This window comes from Xanthomonas rydalmerensis, assembly GCF_033170385.1.
Lineage (GTDB): Bacteria > Pseudomonadota > Gammaproteobacteria > Xanthomonadales > Xanthomonadaceae > Xanthomonas_A > Xanthomonas_A rydalmerensis.
This window is the reverse complement of record NZ_CP126170.1, coordinates 4,530,878-4,554,745: the sequence shown is the minus strand read 5'-3', so window position 1 is coordinate 4,554,745 and position 23,868 is coordinate 4,530,878. Positions and strand designations below refer to the sequence as shown.

Here is a 23,868-nt window from a genome sequence, read left to right as displayed (position 1 = left end):
GCTGGCGTACGAGGTCCTGAGAGGCGGTTGCGCTACACTTGCAGGCTTCGAGAAAACACATGCCATCGCGCGCGTGCGTGCGACCTACGGGAGCGTTATGAACTGGTTGAACGAGGTGCTGCAGAACGATCCGAACCCCACTGAGACCCAGGAGTGGATCGAATCGCTCAAGGCCGTCATCGATGTCGCAGGCCCCGAGCGCGCGCATCAGCTGCTGGAGGACATGGTCGAACTGACCCGTCGTTCCGGCGCCTACCTGCCGTTCTCGCCGACCACCGAGTACGTCAACACCATCTCCCCCGCCAACGAGGCCAAGAGCCCGGGCGATGCGGCCATCGAGTGGAAGATCCGCTCGATCATCCGCTGGAACGCGATGGCCACCGTGGTCCGCGCCAACCGCAAGCCGGGCGACCTGGGCGGCCACATCGCCTCCTTCGCCTCCAGCGCCACCCTGTACGACGTGGGCTTCAACCACTTCTGGCGCGCCCCCTCGGACAAGCACCCCGGCGACCTGCTGTACATCCAGGGCCACAGCTCCCCCGGCATCTACGCCCGCGCCTTCCTGGAAGGCCGCATCAGCGAAGACCAGCTCAACAACTTCCGCATGGAAGTGGACGGGCAGGGCATATCCTCCTACCCGCACCCGTGGCTGATGCCGGACTTCTGGCAGACCCCCACCGTGTCGATGGGCCTGGGCCCGCTCAGCGCCATCTACCAGGCGCAGTTCATGAAGTACCTCGAGCACCGCGGCCTGATCGAGAAGTCCGACCGCAAGGTGTGGTGCTTCATCGGCGACGGCGAGAGCGACGAGCCCGAGACCCTGGGCGCCATCGCCCTGGCCGGCCGCGAAGGCCTGGATAACCTGATTTTCGTGGTCAACTGCAACCTGCAGCGCCTGGACGGCCCGGTGCGCGGCAACGGCAAGATCATCCAGGAGCTGGAAGGCGTGTTCCGCGGCGGCGGCTGGAACGTCATCAAGCTGCTGTGGGGCGGCTACTGGGACGCCCTGCTGGCCAAGGACACCAACGGCGTCCTCAAGAAGCTGATGATGGAAACCGTCGACGGCGAGTACCAGAACTGCAAGGCCTTCGGCGGCGCCTATACCCGCGCCAACTTCTTCGGCAAGTACCCGGAGACCGCGGCCATGGTCGCCGGCCTGTCCGACGACGACATCTGGCGCCTGAACCGCGGCGGCCACGATCCGCACAAGGTCTACGCCGCCTACCACCAGGCGGTGAACACCAAGGGCATGCCCACCGTGATCCTGGCCAAGACCGTCAAGGGCTACGGCATGGGCTCGGCCGGCGAGGCGCTGAACCCCACCCACCAGACCAAGAAGCTGGACGACGACGCCGTGCGCGCGTTCCGCGACCGCTTCAACATCCCGCTCAGCGACAAGCAGCTGGCCGACGCCGAGCAGGTGCCGTTCTACCACCCCGGCCCGGACTCGCCGGAAGTGCAGTACCTGCAGGAGCGTCGCGCCGCGATGGGCGGCTACCTGCCGCAGCGCCGCCGCAAGGCCGACCTGTCCATCCCGGCCCCGGGCCTGGACAAGTTCGAGCGCCTGCTCAAGGACAGCGGCGAGCGCACCTACTCCACCACCATGGCCTTCGTGCAGAGCCTCAACATCGCCCTGCGCGACAAGGAACTGGGCCCGCGCATCGTGCCGATCGTGGCCGACGAAGCGCGCACCTTCGGCATGGAAGGCATGTTCCGGCAGATCGGCATCTATGCCCCGTTCGGCCAGAAGTACAAGCCGGTGGACGCCGACCAGCTGATGTTCTACCGCGAAGACCAATCCGGCCAGGTGCTGCAGCAGGGCATCAGCGAGCCGGGCGCGATCTCCTCGTGGATGGCCGCCGGCACCAGCTACTCGGTCAGCAACGTGCCGATGCTGCCGTTCTACATCTACTACTCCATGTTCGGCTTCCAGCGCGTGGGCGACATCGCCTGGCAGGCGGCGGACATGCGCACCCGCGGCTTCCTGCTCGGCGGCACCGCCGGCCGCACCACGCTCAACGGTGAAGGCCTGCAGCACGAAGACGGCTTCAGCCAGGTCATCGCCGGCTCCATCCCCAACGTGCGCAGCTACGACCCCACCTTCGGCTACGAAGTCACCGTGGTCATGCAGTACGGCATCCAGCGGATGATGCAGGAGCAGGTGGACGAGTACTACTACATCACCCTGATGAACGAGAACTACGCCCACCCGGAAATGCCGGCGGGCGCGGAAGACGGCATCATCAAGGGCATGTACCTGCTCAAGGACGCCGGCAAGCCCAAGAAGGGCGAGCTGCGCGTGCAGCTGCTGGGCTCGGGCACCATCCTGCGCGAAGCCATCGCCGCCGCCGAGCTGCTGGACAAGGACTTCGGCGTCACCGCCGACATCTGGTCCTGCCCCAGCTTCAACGAACTGCGCCGCGACGGCTTCGACGCCGAACGCTGGAACCGCCTGCACCCGGAAGGCGAACAGCGCAAGCCGTTCGTCACCCAGCTGCTGGAAGGCCGCCAGGGCCCGGCCATCGCCGCAACGGACTACGTGCGCGCCTTCGCCGACCAGATCCGCGCTTTCGTGCCGATGCACTACACCGTGCTGGGCACCGACGGGTTTGGCCGGAGTGATACCCGTGCGAACCTGCGCCGGTTCTTCGAGGTGGATCGGTACTACATCGCGCATGCTGCGATTGCAGCGCTGGCGAAGGAGGGGAAGATGACCGGGAAGGATGTGGCTCGGGCGATCAAGCAGTACAAGATTGATCCGGAGAAGGCTAATCCGGTTGGGGTTTGACCGATGTAGATAAAAGGGCAGCTAAGGCTGCCCTTTTTATTTCAAGGAGCTGAACTGTGCAAAAAATGGAATTTATAGACCTGTCAGAGCTATACCTTGCGTATAAGAAGGCAAAGTCCGATGCCTTTTTTGAAGCGATCCATTTCGATGCGCTTGCATTCTCCAATTATGAGGAACGCCTGCACGCGAATCTGAAGAAGCTACACAAGGCACTGCTATCGGGGAGCTGGTGGAAGAATAAGACAAGGATAGGCGGCTTTCTCTTTGCCCCGAAAGGCGTATCGCTTACTTCTGATCAGAAGGCTGGACCATCACACTTTTCAACGCTAGATCCGTGTGAAGACTGGAAGGCTAGGTTCTCTCGGAGTGAAGCTAAGCCAGTTGCCGAATTTCGCTTGGTGATGGCCGCCACCGTAGAATTTCAGATTATCAGTGCTCTATGGATACTGAAAGTTGGTCACGTGTTTGAGGCGACTCTAGATAAAAATCTTAGCTTTGGAAACAGATTGCGGAGGCGAGCTTCCTGGAGGGCGCCGCTTGAAGAGGGGGCTATAAATCGAGACTCTTTAGGCCTATTTAATCCCTACTTTAGTGCGTATCAAGCTTGGAGGGAGAACGGGCTTAAAGCTATAAGGGCAGAGGTTCTAGCTGGTAAGACTGTGATTGCAGCTACCATGGACGCCAGGCGCTATTATCACAGTATCTCGCCAGAGTTTTTGTTGAGACCCGAGTACCTTGCCTCTATTGGTATAGCTCTATCTACAGAGCAAGAGGTATTTACGCGGCTATTCGTCAGGAGTCTGAATAGTTGGTATAAATCCACTCCAGACTTTGCTGGACGACCAGAAGGCGCGCTTCCTGTAGGTCTCTCTGCATCAAAAGTGATCGCAAATGTTGCTCTCTCTGATTTTGATCGTAGGATGCATGGTGCCCTGAGTCCTTCCTACTACGGCCGTTATGTAGACGACATCTTCCTGGTGGTTGAGCCTCCACCAGGAATCTCGTCCTCCACTGAATTCTTTGTATGGTTGGCCAAGAAATTTGGCGAAGATCTTCATTTTGATGAGCAAACCTCTACCACCCGATACTCTCCGTCTTACCTGTACGACAGCAGTGTGGAGTTCGCACAGGATAAGCAAAAAGTCTTCAGTGTCTCGGGTGAATTTGGATTAGATCTCGTTGGCCAAATTGAGCAGCAGATTAGGCAGAGATCAAGTGAGTACAGGTTGCTTCCAACGATTCCGGAGACGACTGAGGGGATGCTCTCAAGAGCGCTCCTCACTTCCTCTGACGCAAGCCTGGAGGCCGATGCGCTCCGCAAAACGGACGCCGTATCAATAAGGCGCCTTGGGTTCGCGATGTTGTTGGGTGACGTCGAGGCGCACGCACGGGATCTGACACCGTCTAGCTGGAAGCGTACTCGAAAAACCTTCTACGGGATGGTTGAGCGTTACGTAGTGACGCCTACCGGCATTTTCGACTACTTCAACTATATCATTCGGGTAGTAGGCCTCGCGGTAGCGTGCGGCGACTATGAGGCGGCTTCAAATATCGTTAAGCGGTTCAGTTTGGTTATTGATCTTGTTAAGAATACCGTTAAGGCTGATCCCGAAAAGCTTGCAAGAATGGTGCAGCTTTACGCACGGAACCTATTCCAGGTTGCTCTCCAGTCCTCGACCGTGCACGGCTTCAAGTTTGATGCCGCGTACATGTCGTTGATGAAGCGAATAAAGAAAATTAGTCGGATTGAAACCCCTACAGTTTCCAGGACACCACTTGGTGAGGCTTCGAAGAGACTGCTATTCTCTGACATGGGGCGTCGGCCTTACAAAGAACTGTGGATGGATTCTCCTGGGGCAAGGAGTCCAAAATCTCCGGTCATACCGAGAGACTTCGCCGCTCAAAGAGAGCTTCGGCTTGCGGGTTTGAGGAAGTTCACCGAGGCTGCCGATCGGGATTATAGGAAAATATATTGGCCAGGCGTCGTGTTCGCTACCAGACCTTTAACGGTTCAGGAGATCACGGCGGTTGCCCCGGACTTGCTGTACTCGTCCTCGCTACTGAGGAACAGCATATTTGCGCTAAGAGGGGCAAGGGCGCGTCCGCGGGGAATTCCAAAGCTTGCGGAAGTCGAATCGCGCTCCACTCAGATCATGCTTTCCGTGCCATGTAAACATACTGATACAGTTAGGGTCGCGATCGTGAGCTATCTAACGGAGCAGGTGGACTGGGATTCCGCATTGGACGGTAAGCCAAACCGAAGTCTAGTTCGGTATAAGAGATTTAATCGAATCATAAATGCGATCCTATCGGGAGACCCTAAGGTTGACTATGTTGTCTTCCCGGAGGCATCAGTGCCTCGACGATGGGCTAAGAGTGCTTCTATCAAGCTATCTAAATCTGGGATCTCATTTATGGCTGGGCTCGAGAATGAAAATCCAAGGGGGGCCTACTACAACGATGCGCTAGTTTCTCTGCATACCACTTGGCCAGGGTACAGCTCTACCATTTCCTACATACAGCCAAAGATTCTGCCCGCTCACGAGGAAAGGAAGGCGCTGGCGTCAGTTGGGCGTGTAATGCGAAGCGTAGAGTTGAAGCGTTGCAGGCCGATCTATAAACATGGTCAGCATTTTTTTGGGGTCCTGATTTGTAGCGATCTCACCAACATCGATAATCGGAGGTCGTTCCAAGGGCACGTTGATACGCTGTTTGCTTTAGAGTGGAATCGAGACGTTAACTCTTTCTCATCCCTTGTAGAGGCTGCCGCGCAGGATTTGCATGCCTACGTAGTTCAGGTGAACAGTCGTCAATATGGTGACAGTCGCATTAGGGCCCCCGCAGTCGATAGCTTCCGGCGCGATGTTGTCCAGGTTCGAGGAGGGGATGAGGACTATTTCGTAGTTGCTCCGCTTGATGTGATGAGTATAAAGAAGTTTCATCGATCGAACGGCGTTCAAAAAAAGAGCAAAGGAAAATGGAAGCCGCTACCCATAGGATTCTCCATTTCCAAAGAGCGTAGGATTTCAGCTAAGAGAGCTGATATCGATAAGAAGTAGCAATTTGAATGCTGAGTCGAGGGGGCTTGAGGCGGCTGGATGGAATCCTCTCTAGCATTTGGGCCAGGGTGCACTTTACGAGGGCTCGTTTGAGACTAACGCTCTTGGTGGTTGGCCGATACGCTCTGCTGCAGGGATGAGACGAATATGTAGTCGTCTCAGGAGCGATAGCATCCGAGGCAAAAGCGGTTACAGAGCTTGTACACTCGGAGGCTGAGGTACTGGTTATATATTTTCTTCAAAAAAGAAGTAGTTGATCGTCGTCTTCATCGACCATTTGAGACTGCATTTTTGAACTGTCATGGTCATTACTGAGTTCGCTTTTTGCGAGCTGGAATCCTCGTACAAAAATCATCAACATCTCATTGCGCTCTTGATCGCTTACGCGCGCTATCTTTTCCCCTGGCAGTACGGTCAATCTACGATCGGATTTTGGTTCGGGGGCACTGAAATCCAGGAAAGAAAATTCAGCTTGCTCTAAATCTGGATCCTGGGAGACAATGTCATCTATAACGGTGATAAATAAAGCAAGGCGCTCTTTGTCAAGGGGATTGGAGCGCCAAAAACTAAACCATGGGAGGTGAAGTTTCCCGTTGGAGCCATAGATCAATGGTGGACTAAATGGGATAACTAATTCACGGCCCACGGGATAGAATCGTCTCGCCACTTGGTGGACGAAGCTAATTTCTACACCCTTGAAGTGCTGTTGTACTAAAGGAAGTAGGCTAAGGAAGTTCTTACGTACGTCCTCCCGCTTTACCCTTTCAATAATCGCTTGTTCAATTTGGCTGTATGGTATCTTTAGATAAATGAGATCTCGAACAAGTTCAAAGACCAATTCGTAGCTGAAAGTAGGGCTGTTTCTGACAAGCGCTACAAGCGCTTTCTGAATTCTAACCGGGTCAGGATGCCAGACGCGAGCAAGATGTTGAAGTGAAGGAATCTTGAGCTTTGCCATTGCGATTGTTCCTCACTGTCAGAAAGGTGCTTTCAAGGCTTTAAAGTGCTGCTCAATTTCGTTGTTCTGTAAGCGCATGCCTGGGTTGATGGTGCCGCCGTGATTCCACGCCCTGTCCCATGGCCCGCCGGCAACGTGGCTCATCTCTACTAAGGTGCCAGGACGCAGCTTCGAGTAAAAAACGGTAGCCGCATTAACGATTTCGCGCGTCTCTTCATCTAAGGTGATATCTAAATCAACTTTTTCACCTGTAGCTGGATCCAACTTGCGCGCTCGACTTTTTATAGGCGATCGATCGAAGGTCTTGAACTCTCTATACACGTGTTGTAGCACGGGTCCATACTGCCATGCCTCAAATTCCTGCTTTATAAGTGGCTTTCCGAGTTTGGCAATGCACCAGCCGTGACAAAAGAAAAGAATCTTTTGAAGTGCCAAATTGGTTACATCTCTCCCCTCGGATTCGGCTATGTCTAGAATAAGGTTTGCTACTGCGCGCCCATCGTTCATATGCGTTCCATCAGATCGCTCGTGGCATGTTTAAGAGAATCCCAAAGTGCTAAGCAAGCCTAGAGTACACCTAGAAGCTCGGGTAGCCGAAATCTAGGGGCGCTGACCATTCAGAGGTTGACAAGCGGTTTGCTCAGTAGCAGGCTTCTCAGCAAGGAGCGTCGAAACTCCTCTAAGAGCGGTGCCCACCTCCGACAAACCGGTGGGTTTTTTGTGCCCGAAGCTCGGGCGCAAGCCGATGCGATGCCTGCGTCGGGAGGGCGGCTAATACAACACCCTTCGGGGAAATACGCCCGCCGGCTCTTAGCGGTTTCGAACCTCCCGACTTCCCGTCCGCCATGCGTGGCGGGCGGACCCCTTCATGGAACGAGGAGGCAACGATGGCGCACGACCGTTTGGACGACGAAGACATGCCCGGCTATTTCCTGCCGGAGGACAGCCAGTTCCGCCTGGAGAAGCTGCGCAATCACGTACGCTTCCTGGTCCGGCTGGCGCAGCCACGCACGCAGGCCGAGGAGCGCGCCGCCGAACCCAAAGTGCGCATGGGCGAACTGGCGCTCTGTCTGGAACTGTTGGCCGAGCAAGTGGACCTGGTGCTGGACGCGCTGTCCTATCCCGCCCAGCGGACGGACACAACGCGCGGCACCTGGTCCGATGCCATGGTCCAAGCAACGACGGACGCCGGCAGCGGCCAGTTTCGGGTGACGCAGCAGCAGATTGACAAGCTCACTCAGCTGGCCGAGATCGTCTCGGCCAATGCCCGGGTGGTGGCGGCCGGCGATGCGGCGCAGCGTGCCGGCCAGACACAGCCGGAAGTGGGCAGCACGCTCTGCGCTGCGGCGAACGAAGTGCATGAACTGCTGCTGCAGATCGCACGCCAGCCGCTGCGCGACCTACCGTCGAACCGCGTGCGCGAAGATCGGGCCGTCTATGCGCTGGAATCCGAGGCGCCGCCTGCGGGAGGCGGGCGGCTGCATTGATCCTGGCTACATTGGCGCGGCGCGGGCGCTTTGTAAGACAAGGCCGGTGGGCCGAACAGGACGGCAGCGAGCGTCCGCGTGGGCGACGGCATACTCGCGCCGACTGGCCGGCCGGACTACTCTCTAGTGCAAGAGAATCGAAGCGAGCGTGTCATGGTGACAGCGAAGCACCTGATCGGCATCCTCTTCATTGCCGCGACGCTGCAATTGACAGGATGCCAGGCTGACTCGGCTCAGCCCCCAGCGCCGGACCGAGCGCCGCATGCCAAGGAGGAATCTGCAATGAGAACGACTGTGCCGCTGGTCAGGCCGCTGAGCCCGCACGTGTTGGCTGATGCCATCACGCTGGATTTCGATGTCCCCGCCCAGGCCGATGATCCGGAACCGCCTATCTTCATTGGGGTGAGGGTAACGGCCCCGGATGCTGAGGCTGCGCTGTCCAAAGTGGACCACTTACGCGACGCCGGCGTCACCGCTCAGGTCCATCTCTCTCGGTTGACGGCGGCAGGCGAGGAGCCCGTGGTATTGCAGCGGAGCGAACTGGTTGGGCGCACCGAGTACCAGGCGGTGGCATTGGACCGCGACGGACATGTGCCAGGTCTCCTCAAGGCGAATGCAGATGAACCGACGATGCGCGCCGCTGGATTGATCGCTCCGGATGCCGCTTACCGTGAAATGGATCTGGCCTTTGTTCGCGATACACCGCCTGGTCGCTACCGGGTGTCCGTCCGCTTCGGGGGCAATATTCGTGCCTTGGAAGAGACACACGCGGAACTGCTAGTTGCCTTCACCGCCAAGGCGCAATAGGGAGGCGTAGCACCATGAGCGAGCCCACACCACGGTACACGGTCACTATATATCTGGCTGCCCCCGGCACACCGTTGACGTTATCCGGCGGAACGTCTGCGGCGGGACACATGTACTACACGCTTTCAGATGGAAAGCAGGTCGATAGCTACGGCTTTGCGCCTGTCGAACATGGAAGCTCCAGCGGTCAGGGGAAGGTGTACGACAGGGATCTGCGGGATTACAAGGATCCCTACTACAGCCGCACCATGGAAATCAGCCGGGAGCAGTACGACCGGCTGCGTGCCTTTGGCGACGCACCGCAAAAGCACGGCTTCGATATGAAGTACAGCGGTACGACGAATAGTTGTATCGACTTTACCTGGGGCGCGCTCAACTACGCAGGGCTGCACCGTCGAGACCGCCATGGCGCCATCGATGAAAAGTTCGAAGGCGACCTCAAGCCGCTGAGCAACAAGGACGACGTTCAAAGCATCCCCGCGCCCAAGCCGGGAAGCGAACTCAACAAAGAGCATCACAACCCGATGCCGAAGCAGACCATCCTGCAGAAGGCCATCACCGAAAATGGGACGCAAGGCGAGCCGAGCGTGTCAGGGAGGCTCGCTGGTGCAGGGCCTGAGCGACCACGCGACCCATTGCTGCAGCAGGCAGAGTCCGCGGTGGTGAAGCTCGAACAAGGCTTGGGCCGGGATTACGACGGCGACAGTGCCAAGTTGGCGGCGAGCGCGGCCTATCTTGCGAAAGAAAATGGCCTTTCGCGTATCGACCATGTGGTGCTTAGCCAGGACTCGCGCAACGTCCGGGCCGGCGAGAACCTGTTTGTTGTCCAGGGCGCACTGAATGACCCCGCGCACCTGCGTGCGCACATGCGGACGGAGGATGCGTTGCGCAAGCCCGTGGAAGAGACGCTGGCACAACTACAGTCGTTGAACGAGGCGCAACGCCAGAATCAGGCACAAGGTGTGGAGCAGCGAGACCAGATACAGGCCCGACCGCATCAGATGGGATAGCCTGCCTGGGCTATCAGCACCCTATTAGTGCCGCGGTCCTGTAAAGGCGGCTGCGAGTCGCACTTACTAGTGCATAGCGGCTTTGCGGCACAAGCCGATGTTGGTTCTCGCTGCGTGCACGATCGCCAGGTAGCGGTCTGCCAGCATTGGTGTCCATCCTTCCACGGCCGCGTCGTCATTCTTTGCGGCGTCCTCGGCATACTTGTCGAGTGTGGTCAGGCACTGCGCATACAGGCCATTTCTGTACTGGGTGATGGCCAGATCGTTACGAATGGCGCCTTCGTCTTCCCATTCCAGCGTGGGCAGGCAATTCAGCACAACTGGCGACAAGGTGGCGAGCGCCGCCTTGTAGTCTTTCGCGTCATAGAGACGCTTGAAGGTTGTCCGTGTGCGGTCCAGTTTGTCCCGGCCGCAACCATCCTTGACCCGCAGGTAGGGCGCCTCGAAATCGCCGTTGTAGCCGCAGAACGTCTTGCATTCGGCGGGCGTGGCAGCCGCTACATCAATGCCCTGCGGCGTACTGGCGAACTTCACCTGGCAGCTGGGTTGGCCCTTATTCCCTTTGGCGACGCCGGTGTGCCCCTCTATCGCGCCATTCAGCTCGCACACGTCCTCCCCCGTGGTGCTTTCCAGGGAGAAGGTCAATGCTCCGTTCTGCTGCTTGATCAGCAGGCGGCCCCATCCTTTGTCGGTGATGTATTCGCCCGGCTTCAGTGGATTGTCGGGCGCGACTTGGTGAGCCGCTACGGCAGGGTGCTCATTGCGCGCCGCTGGTTTGGGTGCATCGGCAGGCGGTTGTGCCGAACAGGCCGCCGTGGACAGCGTGGCGATCGCAGTGCAGGCCAGCCAGTTCATCTTCAGAGGACGTGTTTTCGCCATTTCCTTTCGCCGATCTTGTCTTGCCTGTTGCTCTTTAACGCGCGATGCGGCTATGCGTCAAGTCGGGAGTTCTGATGCGCTGGATAGCGTGCGGGCACATCTCCGGCGAGATGCCTGTGGAGCGCCACGAGCCCCATTGCTATCTCCCCTGCATACGAGTCGCAGACCATGTTCAAGGAGTGACCGATGGTTAAGCAAGATCGACGCAGGCCGCGCTTGTTGTTGGTCGCGCTAGGCGTGACCACGTCACCGTTGCATACCGGGCGATGGCCAATATCGTCGACCCGGTCGCCCAGGAGGTTTTTCATGTCTAGCATGCCCGCCGCGTGCAATATGCTGGTGCTGTTAGGGGACGAATACGCTGCCTATCATGATCCACTGTATGGTCAACTGGTGGCGCAAGCGCGCTCGGAACCCGCTGTTTCGCCATGTTTAGGTTTAGCCTCCGACCACGCGACACACTGTCGATTCACTCGAAAGCGCCTAATGCGTTCGTGCCGAGGCGGTTCAAGTCTTCAAAGGTCATCAGATGAAGAACGAACGTACTGACGGCCAGGTGCTCATCCTGCGGTATCGAGCGTTCGAGTCCGTCGATCATAGAGACTGAAATCGACGTCTCTTCGCTTCGCGCTGCTTCCTGAATTTGGATTTGAATTTGCTTCTCTGCGAATTTTTCTGAAGCGTGCTGCATTCATCATCAAGCAAGCGCTGCTCAGCACCGCAATGAAGCGGTGGTGACCGCCAGATGCCTCGCTGCCAACGATGCGCTAGCATCCCCGCACACGACGGCGCGCGGCGCCGTCCTTCAAGGGGACATCGATGAAACATCTCATGCTGGCCGCCGCCGTGGCGGCCTTGCTGTGTGGCTGTACCGTGGTTTCGCCCGATCCGGGGCAGCAGGCGGTGCTGGTGGACAAGCCGCTGCTGTTCGGCAAGGGCGGCATCCGCCTGGACGACGTGCGCGATCCCGGCCGCACCTACACGTGGATGACGACGTCGGCGGTGTACGTGGACACCACGCCGCAGACGGTGCAGGTGGCCTTCGACGACTTCTCGTCCAGCGACAACATCCTGTTGGACTTCTCCACGCAGATCCAATACCGCATCACCGCGCCGGCGCGGCTGCTGTCCGGCTTCGGCCAGGACTGGTTCAAGAACAACGTCGCCAGCCAGTACGCGGCGATCGTGCGCGACCAGGTCAAGCGCTACGACATGACCAAGATGATGAGCGACCCGGACAGTGCACGGAAGATCGACGAGGCGGTGACCGAGAACGTGCGTGCCCTGGTCAAGGAACAGGGCCTGCCGATCCAGATCCAGAACATCACCCTCGGCCGTGCTCGTCCCAATCCCGACGTGCTGCAGCAGATGAACCTGACCGCGGCGCAGCAGCAGCGGGTCAAGACCCTGGTGGAAGCCACCACCGCCGAGCGCCAGCGCGAGCAGGAACAGGTGGCCAAGGCCGATGCGGACAACGCCTACCGCAACCGCATGGGGCTCACCCCGGAGCAGTACCTGGCCAGCCAGATCGCCGAGATCAACGCCGACGCATGCGCCAAGGCGCAGGCTTGCTACATGGTGCCGTCGGGGACGTCGGTGATCGCCAAGTAACGCGCCGTGGTAGAGGCGGGCTTGGGATGCCCGCCTCATGTCGATTCGATCGCGCTGTGCGCGTCGCCGAAGCGGCACGCCGGCAGCGGTTGTCGCCACGCCGCGGGTCTGCCACTGTGATCGCCGTGTCCTGCGAAGAGATCCGCGGATGGAACCCGCCCCCTCCCCAATGTCGCAGCGCCCGCCGGCGACCCGCCTGTTCGCCCTGCTGGCGCGCGACGCGCGCATCGGCGTGATCTTTCGCCGCGGGCCGAGCAAGCAGGTGCAGTTGATCCACTGGGATCTGCGCGACGACAGCTTCGTGCATGGGCAGTGGTTCAAGGGCCGCATCTACGAGCGGCGCTGCGATCTGTCGCCGTCGGGGCGGCTGCTGGTGTATTTCGCCTCCACGCAGCGAGGCGACTACGGCACCTGGACGGCGCTGTCGCGGCCGCCGTTCTTCACCGCGCTGGCGCTGTGGCCGAAGGGCGACAGCTGGGGCGGCGGCGGGATGTTCGAGGACGAGCGGACCTTGTTGTTGAACCATCCGCCGCGCGACGGGCGCGATCCCTTTCCGATGCCGACCGGCTTCCAGTTGCCGCACGATCTGCATGTGCGCCCGTTCGGCAAGCATTCGGGTGGTGGCGAGGACGAGCCGATCGACGGCGTGTTGCGCGAGCGCGATGGCTGGCACCTGCACGATGACGGCGAGGGCGAACGTTGCGGCCTGCGCGGCGATGCGCTGTTCCGCTTCAGCCGCCCGCGCGTGCGCGAGAAGGTTGGCGCCAATGGCCGCCGCCTGCAGTCGCTGCTGCATGTGGTCGGCCAGGACAATCATGCATGGTACGGCCTGGATCACCGGGTGTTGGACCGCGAGGGCAACGTGCTGGTCGATCTGCCAGGCAGCGACTGGGCCGATTGGGATGGCGGCGACCTGGTGTTCGCACGCGATGGTGGGCTCTATCGCCTGCGCAAGAGCGACTTCCGCGAGGCGGCGCAGCAGGGCGCGCAGGCCTTCCAGTTGCTGCACGATTTCAGTAACGCGCGCTTCGCGCCATTGGCGCCGACCGCGGATGCGCTGAAGTATTGAGTGATCCGTGCAGAGTGCCTTCAGTAAACCTCTTCGAAAAACGCATCGTTAAATGGAAGGTGTGATTTTAGGAAACCTTTAACAGCGACCGGAGCGCATCTGTAGGAGCGGCTTCAGCCGCGACAAAGCCATCCGTAGAGACGCGGCATCCGCCCGGCCAGCGGCATGAGTGCCACACCTCACTGCGGTGGAATGCCTAGCAGGAACTTCAAACCATGGGTGAGCCCACGCGGCGCGACGCTCAGGTGATCCTCGTCGGCAAGCACGTCCAGCTGCAGGCGCAGCGACGGATAATGCCGCCCGCGCAAGGTCTGCACCATCTGCTGCGCGTCGGTCACCATGTCGTAGGTCTTGCCGTAGCGGCGCTGTTCGTACTCGCCAACATACATGTAGACCTTGGCCGGCAGGTCGCGGTGACGGGAGGCGAAGCGTGTTTCTTCGGCGCGCATGGCATGTTCGCCGAACCAGTACGATGGGCTACCCAGGATGTAGCCGGAAAACAGCTCGGGTGTGCTTAGCAGGACCTGCGTACCGAGCAGGCCGCCGTAGGAGTGGCCGAGGAACAGGCGCCGCGCTTCGTCGGTGCGATAGCGCTGCGCGACGAACGGCAGTACCTGATCGCGCAGATAGGCGATGTAGCTGCTGGCACTCCCATGCGTGGCGCCAGCGGACGCAGCGCTGCCGTCCTCGGTGGTGGGCGTGTAGTCGCGTCGCCGGCTCGGCATCGGTGCGTCGCCGAGCGCATACGACAAGCCCACCAGGATGAAGTCCTCGATGGCCGGCCCTTCGCCGTTCAAGCGTCGCGCGATCTGGCGTGCCACCGGAAACGCATAGTCGGCATCGGTGACGTACAGCACCGGGTAGCGCCGCTCAGGATGGTCCGCGTAGCCGGCAGGCAGCGCCACGAACACCTGGTAGGTGCGGCCGGATACGGGATCGGGAACATCCCATACCTCGGTCCCGACCAGTTCGTAAGCCGCACCGCTGCCGCGCTGACCGCCGAGCTGCGTCGCCACCGTGCGTGCGGGAGGAGCCGCAGGTTGCGTGGTGGCATCCTTCGTTGCCGTCGCTGCCGCCGGTGCTTGCAACGCGTTCGTGCACCCGGCCAGCAGCAGGGATGTCCAGACCAGCCACAGTGCTTTTCTCATTCCTTCGCTTCCGTTTGCTTGTAACACGCGCGCAAGTCGGCGTGCCTGCATGGTGCCATGGCTGCGCGAGTGCCGGCGCCTCCCGTGTGCATCGCGCGCAAACCCGCTCCGCCAACCCCGCGGCGCGTGTCGACTGGACTTGCGAGAAGGGATTCCGGCGCTGGCCTCTTCCCTCTGCATGAAAGGTGGATTAGGTTGCATGCACTGGGGGGAATCGCATGCGTATCGCGTTGGTCATCGCCGTTGCCGTTGCATCGCTCTGGCTGCTTGCTGCAGGAAGTGTTGCAGCGCCGGCTGGGCGGCAAGTCCCGATCAGGATCGTCTCGGTCTCGATCCAATACACGTACATGGGGTGGGGGTACGTCGATGAAAGGTTCCACTTGGTTCCGGCGCGTAACGGCATGGGGTTTATCATGCGGTGGACGGATAACGATGGCACGAGGCACGCTGAGCAGCAGGTCGCCACGGACAAGGTGATGGCGTTGTTCGCGGCAGCGCGTGCTCCCCGCATCGACCGCGCGACTGGGCTGGGCGAGTTGCAGCAGCGAGCGATGGCGGCGGAGACGATAACCAAAATCCGCAACGCGCTGTTTGTCGCTCCGAATTGCTCCCCCCTGCAACAGCGCCAATTGCGCGCCGCGCAAGCGAATGGGGATAACGTGAGGGGCGCGCTTGAGCAGATCTACCGGGAGCCCATTTCATGGACCGACGATGATCCGTCCATGACGGTTCGCATCGTGCTCGAACGCGGGGTGCCGATGGAATTCTACTCGCAGTCGCAAAAGCCGTTCATGCTGTCATGGATCCAAGGCAAGCCGGTGTTCGGACGAGATGAGGACATGAATGGCCCCAGGGCGACCTGGTCGCTGCCGCTCAGCGATGCGCTTGCGGAAATCCTACCCGCCACGTCGCCCGCGCGAAAGCGCCTGGCGCGCAAGCAGTTGGTAACGGTGTTGGCTCGAAACCTGGAACGTGGCGCCCCCACGTCTTGCCCGCAGAGGACATATCGCGACAAGTTTCAGTTAGGGAATTGAAACTTCGCCCGCTCGGTTTGCTGGCGAGCCGCCCAGGCAGGGATCCGCACTGACTTCCACGTCGTGCTGCGCGTATAGACTGGTGTCCCAACTCCCAGGGACGTCCGATGAAACTGCTTCGCCGCCTGCTGCTGCCGGCCTTGCTGTGCGTCGCCGCACTCGCCCAGGCCCAGGACGACACCCGCCGCATCGCGGTGACCATCGACGACCTGCCGTGGCAGCGCATCGAGCAGACGCCGCCAGCGCAATTGCCGGCGCTGCATGGGCAATTGATGGCCGCTCTGCAGCAAGCGCAGGTGCCCATCGTCGGCTTCGTCAACGAGGACAAGCTCGAGCAGGATGGGCAAGTGCAGCCACAGCGCGTGGCGATGCTGCGCGATTGGCTGGACGCCGGCTATGCGCTGGGCAATCACACGTATGGCCACGTGAATCTGCACCAGGTCGGCGTGCCGGCGTACGAGGAGGCGATCGTGCGCGGCGAGCGCACCTTGCGGCCGTTGCTCGCCGAACGTGGTCAGTCGCTGCAGTGGTTCCGTCATCCCTATCTGGCGACCGGCCGCAGCGTCGCCGATCGCGAGGCGGTCAACGCTTTCCTGGCGGCGCATGGCTACCGCATCGCGCCGGTCACTGTCGACAGTGGCGAGTGGGTGTGGGCGTTCGCCTACGCGCATGTATTGGACGAGCCGCCAGGTCCGGCACGCGACGCCCTGCTGTTGCGCCTGCGCAAGGGCTATGTGCCGTACATGCTCAACAAGCTGGATTACTTCGAGCGCGAATCGCAAGCCCTGTTCGGCCGCCGCATCCCGCAGGTCTGGTTGATGCACGCCAATGCGCTCAACGCGGCCGCCTTCCCGGACCTGGTCGCGGCCACGCGCCGCCGCGGCTACGCCTTCATTGGCCTGGACGAGGCGCTGCGCGATCCCGCTTATGAACATGCCGAGGGCTACACCGGCCCCGGCGGGATCAGCTGGCTGCATCGCTGGGCGATGGCCGAGGACAAGCCGAAGGACTTCTATGCCGGCGAACCGGTGGTGCCGCGCTGGGTGTTCGCGCTGTCTGGGGTGGATTCGGAGTAGCACAGAGCGTGCAGCTGCCGACGAGTCCCGGCAGGCCTTCACCGTCCACGCACGCATCCCAGAATCACGATGACGCCTCTCCGCTCACGCTGACGCCCATGCCCTCGTCCAAGACGCCTCCGTGGAAGAAGCCGAATCCGCGCGGTCAGCGCAGCCAGCCGTTGTCGCCATCGCAGAAGGCGGCCGCGCGGCAGCGCGCCGAGGAGAACGGTCGCCCGTATCCGAACCTGGTCGACAACATGTGGGCCGCGCGGCAGCCGCACGCGTCGCCCTCGTCCGTCTCCGACATCGGCGAGGAATGAGCCAGGCGCGTGTGCCTGGATGAGGGCGTGCCTGGCGCGCGTGTCGGAGAAATGTCGAAGTTCGCCATGGCGTTCGCGGGTCTGGCTCGCGGGCCATGCGCGATTGATGAATGCCGCTGCACCGAACAGAGGCCGCACCCTTGGCCTGCGCCGAGCGATGCCCATACCGTGCCGTGCCGGCACTGGGCCGGTCATTGCATCCAGGTACGGGTATGACTCCGCAAGAACAGCAGCTTCTCGAAGACTTCCTGGCGCGCCTGCGTAGCGCCGGCGGGGTGGCCAAAGATCCACAGGCCGACGCGCTGATCCACGCGCGGCTGGCCGATCAACCCGATGCCATGTATCTGCTGGTGCAGCGCACCTTGCTGCTGGAGCACGCGCTGGAGGCCGCCAAGGCGCAGATCGCGCAGTTGCAGCAGGCAGCGCCACCGCCGCCGCCTGCCAGCTTCCTCGGCCAGGGTTTCAACGCGGCGCCGCCGCCGTTGCCGCCGGCGCCCGCTACCGCAGGCGTCGCGGGCGCCGGCGCGCCCGGCTGGCGCGAGCGCTGGTTCGGTGGCGGTGCCGCGGCTGCCGAGCCGACGCCCCCTCCGGCCGCGGCGCGCGGACCGAGCTTCCTCAGCACCGCGGCCACTACGGCGGCCGGCGTGGCCGGCGGCATGTTCCTGTTCGAAGGCGTGGAAAGCTTGTTGGGTGGCCACCACGGTGGCGGCCTGTTCGGTGGAGGTGCGCCGCAGGAGACGGTGGTCGAGAACATCACCAACAACAACTATTACGACGACACGCCACAGCAGGACATGGGCCAGGACTTCCAGGACGACGGCGACTTCGGCAACGACAACTGGACGTGATGCCGGGCGCGCTTGCGTTACCGCACTGGTCGTCTGATCGAGCGAGTGCCAGCCGGCGCTCGCAATCGGGGCGCTTCGAAGCATCGACGCGCCCGGTTGGCACGAGTTTCTATTCTTCAATCTATTCACGGCTGGTGCGGCGGGCTGGCGCAGGAACGCAAAAAAATCGCAGAAAACAGGCATAACCTTGCCCTGCGCCAGCCGATTATCTATTCATGAATCCATTCAATCGAAGTCATGCGCGAGGTCCGGCGCATGGGTTGGACGCGCGGCTTCGTCTCGCTTGCGCTGGTGCACGCGGCCTGTCCATCGAATGGTGGCGGTTCGCGCTGCCGTTGCGGCGCGATGGCCGGCTAAGCCGCGCGAATGCGCAGCGCCCATGCGCGGACGCTGCCGTCAAATCCACATCAGTACGACGATTGGCACGTGGCTACCGGCATGGCGTTGCTGCTGCGGGTCATCGAGTACGCCCACGTGTCCGCGCGATTCAAGCGCATCGCGCGGGATGCGCTGGCGCCGTGACGCGTGCCGTGCCTCGGATCGGCTGAGCGCTTGCGTGTCGCGTTAAGCGACCCGACACATCGCCCTCACGCGGGCCGGACATGCTGCAGAGGAAGCTGCCGCGATTCCCCACCACCGAGGTCTTGCCCATGGCTGCAACCAACGCGCGTGTCCGTCTGCATGTCGAAGATACCGGCGGTGCCGGCCGTCCGGTGATCCTGATCCACGGCTGGCCGCTGTCGGCAGAGGCATGGAAGGACCAGGTCGGGCCGCTGCAGCAGGCCGGCTACCGGGTCATCGCCTACGATCGTCGCGGCTTCGGCCGTTCCGAGAAGCCGGCCGATGGCTACGACTACGACACCCTGGCCGACGACCTGGCTGGCATCATCGAGGACAAGCAGTTGCGCGAGGCGGTGCTGGTCGGGTTCTCGATGGGCGGTGGCGAGGTGGCGCGCTATGTGGCGCGGCATGGCACCGCCCAGTTGGCCGGGGTGGTGTTCGCCTCCGCCGTGCCGCCGTACATGCTCAAGACCGACGACAACCCCGAAGGGCCGTTGAGCAAGGAGCAGGCGCAGGAGATGGAGCAGGGGTTGAAGGCCTCGCGCGAGACCTTCTTCGACGATTTCACCCGTGGTTTCTTCAGCGCCCACGGCACGCTGAAGGTGAGCGAGGCGCAGCGCCAGGAGGCGATCGCGCTGTGCCTGCAGAGCGACCAGACCGCGGCGCTGGGCTGCATGCAGGCGTTCGGCACCACCGATTTCCGCGAGGATCTCAAGCAGGTCGACGTGCCGACCCTGGTGCTGCATGGCGATTCCGATGCCACGGTGCCGTACGAGGGCTCCGGCCAGCGCACCCACCGCGCCATCGCCGGCAGCGACGTGGTGTTGCTGAAGGATGCACCGCATGGCTGCAACACCAGCCACGCCGAGGAGTTCAATCAGGCCTTGCTGGCGTTCCTGGCCAAGCTGGGCTGAGCGCGAGCCCCCGCCTCGGCGGCGTGTCGCGGTGCCACCGCGCTAGGCGTGGCACCGTGTCGATGCAAGAAGCGAGAACGTAGAAAACCGACCCGCGGCAGCACTCGGCTGCCGCGGGTCGTTCTGCGCGACTTACGCGATCGTACAGTTCACTCGCCGACCAGCGTGGCCACGCTCTGCGGGTCGACGTAGACCACGGTCTGGCCCGAGGCCACGCTGTACTTGCCGCCGTAGCCGACGTTGAGGCTGGACGAGGTGCTGTACTTGCTGAACGCGGTGGCGCTGCCGGCGGGCACGCGCACGGTGATCTGCCGATGCTGGGTGCCGGTATTGACCACGACCAGGGCCAGCTTGCCGTTCGGCGTCTTGTAGGCGCTGACTGCGACATCGCTATACGGCGCGGCGGTGGCGCCGATGCGCACCGAGCCAGGGCGCACGAAGCGCGCGAACTGCGACATGACATAGCCGCGCTTGCTCACCGTGCCGTTCTCGGCGATCAGCCCGTAGCTGCGGCGGATATACCACCAGATGTAGCCGCTGTAGTTGGCGAGCATGCTGTTGTGCAGCTCGCTGGCCACGCCGAGTGCCGAGGGCCAGGCGTTGCCGTCGGTGTTGTCGGTGTAGTGCTCGGTCATCCACAGTTGCTTGCCCTTGCTGCGCGCCAGCGGGTAGTCCTTGGGCTGCACGCCATACAGGTGCCCGCCGATGATCGACAGGTATTGCGCGGCGCTGCTGTTGAGCACCGGGTCGGTCAGTGCGGTGTTGAAGCCCAGCGACTCGGCGGCGAGCAGCTTGAACTTGCCGAACTTCGCGCCCTGCGCGCTGATGAAGTTGAGGAAGTCGGTACCGTTCCAGTCGCCCGACTCGTAGTCCGGATGCCAGTCCGGCTCGTTCTGCAGCGACAGGGCGTAGATCGGCGCGCCCTTGCTGTCCATGTAGGCGGTGAAGTCCAGCAGATGCTTGGCATAGGCGTCGTAGTACTGCGGCAGCAGCTTGCCGCCATTGTTGAGGCTGTTGTTCGACTTCATGTAGGCCGGCGCCGACCACGGCGTGGCCAGCAGCACCGCGCCGTGCGCGCGTGCCCGCACCGCCGACGGCACCTGCTGGCTCCAGCCGGAACTGGACGGATCGATGCGCATGCGCATGATCGACAGGCCGATCTGCCCCGTCTCGCTGCCGAACGCCAGATCGACCTGGGCCGGGGTGAGGTCGGCGACCCAGCCGGCGCCGTTCATGCCGCCGAAGCCTTGGATGGTCTGGTGGACTTCGGACGGATTGACGGTGACGGTCTGGGCCAGGGCGGCGCCGGCCGAGAACAGCGTGGCGGCCGCGGCGAGCAAGGTGCCGAGCAGGCGAGGGGTCTTCATGGTGTTTCCAGGGGTTGGGGGAGGCGTGACGCTAGCCAGCACAGATGACCATTTCAATGTCGCCATCGTCCAAACCTGGCAAGTGAGACCGACGGCGCAAGGCGAGCGCAACCCTGTCCTCAGTCCGCACCGCGCGCAGGCCACGTGGGATGACGCGATGCAGCGTGGATGCTTGCGCCGCTGCGCAGTGAGGAGCCACCTGTGGATTGTGCGCAGTTGCGCGCGCAAACGCCGCAAGATGCACAAGTGCACACGCGGCAAAACTGCGCACAATGCATTGGCCGGCATGACGAAGGGGAGTGCCGGCGTTTCCTCTTGCGAAGGGTGTTGCGCATGCCACTGTTCCGTATTCCGCAACGCTGCGGCGTTGCGCTGTTCGCCGCGATGCTGCTGATCGCGCTCTGCCTGCCGCCGTCGGCGCAGGCGCAGGCTACCCGCTATCGCGACGCCGCGCCGCTGCTGCTGGGCGTGGCCTGGTATCCGGAGCAATGGCCGGAGGCGCAATGGGAGCACGATCTGGCGCTGATGCAGGCGGCGCACGTGCGCGTGGTGCGCATCGGCGAGTTCGCCTGGAGCCGGATGGAGCCGCGCGAGGGGCAGTACGACTTCGCCTGGATGGACCGCGCCATCGCCGCCGCCGCGCGCCATGGCATGGTGGTGGTGCTGGGCACGCCGACCGCCGCGCCACCGGCGTGGTTGACCCAGGCCTATCCGGATACCTTGCGGGTCAGCCAGGACGGCGTGCGCGACGAGCACGGCAACCGCCAGCAGTTCTCCTTCGCCAGCACCCGCTACCGCCGCTTCGCGCATGCCATCGCCGAGCAGATGGCGCAGCGCTACGGGCACAACCCGCACGTGGTCGGCTGGCAACTGGACAACGAGTACGCGCAGTCCTCGTTCGACCCCGAGGCCAAGGCGCAGTTCCATGCCTGGCTGCAGCGCAAGTACGGCAGCATCGAGGCGCTCAACCAGCGCTGGGCCACGGCGTACTGGAGCCAGACGTATAACGATTTCGCGCAGATCCCGGTGCGCGAGGACGAAGAGAACCCGGCGTTGCTGCTGGAGTGGAAACGCTTCGTCAGTGACACCTGGACCGACTACTCGCGCAACCAGATCGATGCGATCCGCCCGCATGCCGATCCGCGTCAGTTCATCACCACCAACACCATGGGCTGGTTCGCCGGCTTCGACGCCTACACCGTGCATGGCGTGCTCGACATCGCCGCCTGGGACGACTACGTCGCCGGCGAGCGCTACGATTGGGTGGACAACGCCGCACGCCACGATCTCACTCGAGGCTACAAGCAGCGCAACTACTGGGTGATGGAGACCCAGCCCGGCTTCGTCAACTGGCGCGCGACCAACGTGGCGCTGCGCAAGGGCCAGGTGCGGGCGATGGCGTGGCAGGCGGTGGCGCACGGCGCCGATGCGGTGTCGTACTGGCAGTGGCGGGCCGCGCCCAACGGGCAGGAGGAATACCACGGCACCCTGGTCGGCGCCGATGGCCAGCCGGTGCCGGTGTATGCGGAGATCCAGCAGGTCGGCGCCGAGTTCGCCAAGGCCGGGCCGGCGCTGGCCGGCACCACGCCGCAGGCACAGGTGGCGCTGATCAACGACTTCGACAGCCGCTGGGCGATCGGCTTCCAGAAGCATGCGGCCGACTTCGATCCGGTCGTGCAGATGAAGAGCTTCTACCGTCCGCTACGGCAGCAGGCGCAGGTGGTCGACGTGGTCTCGGCGATGGCGCCGCTGGAGCGCTACAAGCTGGTGGTGGCGCCGGCGCTGAACGTGCTGACCGAGGCGCAGGCGCTGCGGCTGAAGGCCTATGTCGAGCACGGCGGGCATCTGGTGCTGGGGCCGCGTAGCGGCATGAAGAACATCGACAACGGCCTGCATCCGCAGCGCCAGCCTGGTCCGCTGGCCGCGTTGCTCGGTGGCCGCGTGGAACAGTTCTATGCGCTGGACAAGCCGATCCCGCTGGTCGGTGCGGGCACCGACGGCAGCGCCAAAATCTGGGCCGAACAGTTGCAGGCCACCGCCGCCGATACCACCGCGCCACTGCAGTACGGCGCGGCCAATGGTTGGCTGGACGGTGCGCCGGCGCTGCTGACCCGGCGCGTGGGCAAGGGCCGCATCAGCTACGTCGGTGGCTGGTTCGACGATGCTACCCTCGACCGCCTCACCGGCGATTGGCTGCGCGATGCCGATGTGCACGCGCCGCTGGCCGACGTGCCGGACGACGTGGAAGTGGGCGTGCGCAGCGACGGCGCGCGTCGCATCGTGGTGCTGATCAACCACGGCACCGTCGCGCACGAAGTACGGCTGCCGGCGTCGATGTGCTCACTGGTGGGTCCGGCGCCGAGCAGCGACACGGTGCGGCTGGCGCCCGACGACGTGGCGGTGCTGGAACGGCGCCGCTGAGCGCAGCCGCGGTGCGCTGCGGCCAGGGACGAAGGAACAGGGCGGCCGGAGCGGCTGGCCCGCGCCTGCCGTGGCCGCGTCGCGCCTGTGCGCCACGCGCGACGGCACGCTCTACAATGCCACTGCCAGCGGGCGTCGCCGCCGCCATCGCGTCGCGGCCTGGTTCCCTCACTGGAGTCGCGCGTGTCCTTGTCTTCTTCTCCGTTGTCGCCGGTGGGCCGGCTGTTCGCCGCTGCCGCCGTGTTCGAAGGCCTGACCTGGGCCGGCCTGTTGCTCGGCATGCTGCTCAAGTACGGCACCCAGACCACCGAACTGGGCGTATGGCTGTTCGGCCGCCTGCATGGCGTGGCGTTCCTGCTGTACGTGGCCGCCAGCCTGGTCGCGGCGCTGCGCCTGCGGTGGCCCTGGTGGGCGTGGGCGTTGAGCCTGCTGGCGGCGCTGCCGCCGCTGGTCACGGTGCCGCTGGAACTGTGGTTCCGCCGGATCGGCCTGCTCGGCGCGCCACGCCAGCGCGCAGTGGGGTAGTGCA

The 23,868-nt window shown here is 62.5% G+C and carries 20 protein-coding genes; 14 read left to right on the top strand and 6 right to left on the bottom strand.

The window, feature by feature from the left end:
• Positions 1-97 precede the first annotated feature (97 nt).
• The gene (gene aceE / locus QN245_RS19375) at positions 98-2,788 is read left to right on the top strand and encodes a pyruvate dehydrogenase (acetyl-transferring), homodimeric type (RefSeq protein ID WP_184449538.1); all 2,691 of its coding nucleotides are present in this window, start codon (positions 98-100) and stop codon (positions 2,786-2,788) included.
• A 56-nt stretch (positions 2,789-2,844) separates the two neighbouring features.
• The gene (locus tag QN245_RS19370) at positions 2,845-5,847 is read left to right on the top strand and encodes an RNA-directed DNA polymerase (RefSeq protein WP_317843968.1); all 3,003 of its coding nucleotides are present in this window, start codon (positions 2,845-2,847) and stop codon (positions 5,845-5,847) included.
• Positions 5,848-6,085: 238 nt separating this feature from the next.
• On the opposite strand, the gene QN245_RS19365 is transcribed toward QN245_RS19370, so the two are convergent.
• Both QN245_RS19365 and QN245_RS19360 read right to left on the bottom strand, forming a co-directional pair.
• Positions 6,086-6,805, bottom strand: coding sequence for a hypothetical protein (locus QN245_RS19365; protein WP_317843967.1), 720 nt, complete (start codon positions 6,803-6,805; stop codon positions 6,086-6,088).
• 18 nt (positions 6,806-6,823) lie between these two features.
• On the bottom strand, positions 6,824-7,312 hold the full coding sequence (locus QN245_RS19360; RefSeq protein WP_317843966.1) for a Panacea domain-containing protein: 489 nt from the start codon (positions 7,310-7,312) through the stop codon (positions 6,824-6,826).
• A gap of 380 nt (positions 7,313-7,692) precedes the next feature.
• Here QN245_RS19360 and QN245_RS19355 point away from each other — a divergent pair, with 380 nt between their 5' ends.
• The 3 genes from QN245_RS19355 to QN245_RS19345 all read left to right on the top strand — a co-directional run bounded on the left by QN245_RS19355 (position 7,693) and on the right by QN245_RS19345 (position 10,109).
• Positions 7,693-8,292: an XAC0095 family protein gene (locus QN245_RS19355; protein ID WP_317843965.1), complete on the top strand. Its 600-nt coding sequence runs from the start codon at positions 7,693-7,695 to the stop codon at positions 8,290-8,292.
• A gap of 153 nt (positions 8,293-8,445) precedes the next feature.
• Positions 8,446-9,099: a hypothetical protein gene (locus QN245_RS19350; RefSeq protein ID WP_317843964.1), complete on the top strand. Its 654-nt coding sequence runs from the start codon at positions 8,446-8,448 to the stop codon at positions 9,097-9,099.
• A gap of 110 nt (positions 9,100-9,209) precedes the next feature.
• A complete protein-coding gene (locus tag QN245_RS19345) occupies positions 9,210-10,109 on the top strand; it encodes an XVIPCD domain-containing protein (RefSeq protein WP_317843963.1) in 900 nt (299 codons plus the stop codon).
• Positions 10,110-10,175: 66 nt separating this feature from the next.
• Here QN245_RS19345 and QN245_RS19340 read toward each other — a convergent pair whose 3' ends face one another.
• Both QN245_RS19340 and QN245_RS19335 read right to left on the bottom strand, forming a co-directional pair.
• Complete coding sequence (locus tag QN245_RS19340) at positions 10,176-10,964, bottom strand: hypothetical protein (protein WP_317843962.1); 789 nt, start codon at positions 10,962-10,964, stop codon at positions 10,176-10,178.
• A 493-nt stretch (positions 10,965-11,457) separates the two neighbouring features.
• Positions 11,458-11,679 (bottom strand): hypothetical protein, encoded by a 222-nt coding sequence (locus QN245_RS19335; protein WP_317843961.1) that lies wholly within the window; start codon positions 11,677-11,679, stop codon positions 11,458-11,460.
• A 140-nt stretch (positions 11,680-11,819) separates the two neighbouring features.
• Here QN245_RS19335 and QN245_RS19330 point away from each other — a divergent pair, with 140 nt between their 5' ends.
• On the top strand, positions 11,820-12,599 hold the full coding sequence (locus tag QN245_RS19330; RefSeq protein WP_317845403.1) for an SPFH domain-containing protein: 780 nt from the start codon (positions 11,820-11,822) through the stop codon (positions 12,597-12,599).
• Between the two features lie 148 nt (positions 12,600-12,747).
• The gene (locus QN245_RS19325) at positions 12,748-13,668 is read left to right on the top strand and encodes a hypothetical protein (RefSeq protein WP_317843960.1); all 921 of its coding nucleotides are present in this window, start codon (positions 12,748-12,750) and stop codon (positions 13,666-13,668) included.
• A 179-nt stretch (positions 13,669-13,847) separates the two neighbouring features.
• Here the strand turns inward: QN245_RS19325 and QN245_RS19320 are convergent, their stop codons facing one another.
• On the bottom strand, positions 13,848-14,816 hold the full coding sequence (locus tag QN245_RS19320; protein ID WP_317843959.1) for an alpha/beta hydrolase: 969 nt from the start codon (positions 14,814-14,816) through the stop codon (positions 13,848-13,850).
• A gap of 218 nt (positions 14,817-15,034) precedes the next feature.
• Here QN245_RS19320 and QN245_RS19315 point away from each other — a divergent pair, with 218 nt between their 5' ends.
• The 5 genes from QN245_RS19315 (at position 15,035) to QN245_RS19295 (ending at position 19,551) form a co-directional block, all read left to right on the top strand.
• The gene (locus QN245_RS19315) at positions 15,035-15,850 is read left to right on the top strand and encodes a hypothetical protein (RefSeq protein ID WP_317843958.1); all 816 of its coding nucleotides are present in this window, start codon (positions 15,035-15,037) and stop codon (positions 15,848-15,850) included.
• Positions 15,851-15,957: 107 nt separating this feature from the next.
• On the top strand, positions 15,958-16,926 hold the full coding sequence (locus QN245_RS19310; RefSeq protein WP_184449514.1) for a polysaccharide deacetylase family protein: 969 nt from the start codon (positions 15,958-15,960) through the stop codon (positions 16,924-16,926).
• 98 nt (positions 16,927-17,024) lie between these two features.
• Positions 17,025-17,228 (top strand): hypothetical protein, encoded by a 204-nt coding sequence (locus QN245_RS19305; RefSeq protein WP_184449512.1) that lies wholly within the window; start codon positions 17,025-17,027, stop codon positions 17,226-17,228.
• 212 nt (positions 17,229-17,440) lie between these two features.
• The gene (locus tag QN245_RS19300; protein ID WP_184449510.1) at positions 17,441-18,076 is read left to right on the top strand and encodes a DUF2076 family protein; all 636 of its coding nucleotides are present in this window, start codon (positions 17,441-17,443) and stop codon (positions 18,074-18,076) included.
• A gap of 650 nt (positions 18,077-18,726) precedes the next feature.
• On the top strand, positions 18,727-19,551 hold the full coding sequence (locus QN245_RS19295) for an alpha/beta fold hydrolase (protein WP_317843957.1): 825 nt from the start codon (positions 18,727-18,729) through the stop codon (positions 19,549-19,551).
• A gap of 149 nt (positions 19,552-19,700) precedes the next feature.
• Here the strand turns inward: QN245_RS19295 and QN245_RS19290 are convergent, their stop codons facing one another.
• Complete coding sequence (locus QN245_RS19290) at positions 19,701-20,918, bottom strand: glycoside hydrolase family 30 protein (protein ID WP_317843956.1); 1,218 nt, start codon at positions 20,916-20,918, stop codon at positions 19,701-19,703.
• Positions 20,919-21,251: 333 nt separating this feature from the next.
• Between QN245_RS19290 and QN245_RS19285 the strand changes: the two genes are divergently transcribed.
• On the top strand, positions 21,252-23,339 hold the full coding sequence (locus QN245_RS19285; protein WP_317843955.1) for a beta-galactosidase: 2,088 nt from the start codon (positions 21,252-21,254) through the stop codon (positions 23,337-23,339).
• 204 nt (positions 23,340-23,543) lie between these two features.
• Positions 23,544-23,864 carry a DUF3817 domain-containing protein gene (locus QN245_RS19280; RefSeq protein WP_317845402.1) on the top strand — a complete coding sequence of 107 codons (321 nt, stop codon included), beginning with the start codon at positions 23,544-23,546 and terminating at the stop codon, positions 23,862-23,864.
• Positions 23,865-23,868 lie beyond the last annotated feature (4 nt).

Coding starts and splice junctions, on each gene's coding strand:
- aceE (WP_184449538.1), top strand. CDS start 98: ATGAACTGGTTGAACGAGGTGCTGCAGAACGATCCGAACCCCACTGAG.
- QN245_RS19365 (WP_317843967.1), bottom strand. CDS start 6,805: ATGGCAAAGCTCAAGATTCCTTCACTTCAACATCTTGCTCGCGTCTGG.
- QN245_RS19360 (WP_317843966.1), bottom strand. CDS start 7,312: ATGAACGATGGGCGCGCAGTAGCAAACCTTATTCTAGACATAGCCGAA.
- QN245_RS19355 (WP_317843965.1), top strand. CDS start 7,693: ATGGCGCACGACCGTTTGGACGACGAAGACATGCCCGGCTATTTCCTG.
- QN245_RS19350 (WP_317843964.1), top strand. CDS start 8,446: ATGGTGACAGCGAAGCACCTGATCGGCATCCTCTTCATTGCCGCGACG.
- QN245_RS19345 (WP_317843963.1), top strand. CDS start 9,210: ATGTACTACACGCTTTCAGATGGAAAGCAGGTCGATAGCTACGGCTTT.
- QN245_RS19340 (WP_317843962.1), bottom strand. CDS start 10,964: ATGAACTGGCTGGCCTGCACTGCGATCGCCACGCTGTCCACGGCGGCC.
- QN245_RS19335 (WP_317843961.1), bottom strand. CDS start 11,679: ATGCAGCACGCTTCAGAAAAATTCGCAGAGAAGCAAATTCAAATCCAA.
- QN245_RS19330 (WP_317845403.1), top strand. CDS start 11,820: ATGCTGGCCGCCGCCGTGGCGGCCTTGCTGTGTGGCTGTACCGTGGTT.
- QN245_RS19325 (WP_317843960.1), top strand. CDS start 12,748: ATGGAACCCGCCCCCTCCCCAATGTCGCAGCGCCCGCCGGCGACCCGC.
- QN245_RS19320 (WP_317843959.1), bottom strand. CDS start 14,816: ATGAGAAAAGCACTGTGGCTGGTCTGGACATCCCTGCTGCTGGCCGGG.
- QN245_RS19315 (WP_317843958.1), top strand. CDS start 15,035: ATGCGTATCGCGTTGGTCATCGCCGTTGCCGTTGCATCGCTCTGGCTG.
- QN245_RS19310 (WP_184449514.1), top strand. CDS start 15,958: ATGAAACTGCTTCGCCGCCTGCTGCTGCCGGCCTTGCTGTGCGTCGCC.
- QN245_RS19305 (WP_184449512.1), top strand. CDS start 17,025: ATGCCCTCGTCCAAGACGCCTCCGTGGAAGAAGCCGAATCCGCGCGGT.
- QN245_RS19300 (WP_184449510.1), top strand. CDS start 17,441: ATGACTCCGCAAGAACAGCAGCTTCTCGAAGACTTCCTGGCGCGCCTG.
- QN245_RS19295 (WP_317843957.1), top strand. CDS start 18,727: ATGGCTGCAACCAACGCGCGTGTCCGTCTGCATGTCGAAGATACCGGC.
- QN245_RS19290 (WP_317843956.1), bottom strand. CDS start 20,918: ATGAAGACCCCTCGCCTGCTCGGCACCTTGCTCGCCGCGGCCGCCACG.
- QN245_RS19285 (WP_317843955.1), top strand. CDS start 21,252: ATGCCACTGTTCCGTATTCCGCAACGCTGCGGCGTTGCGCTGTTCGCC.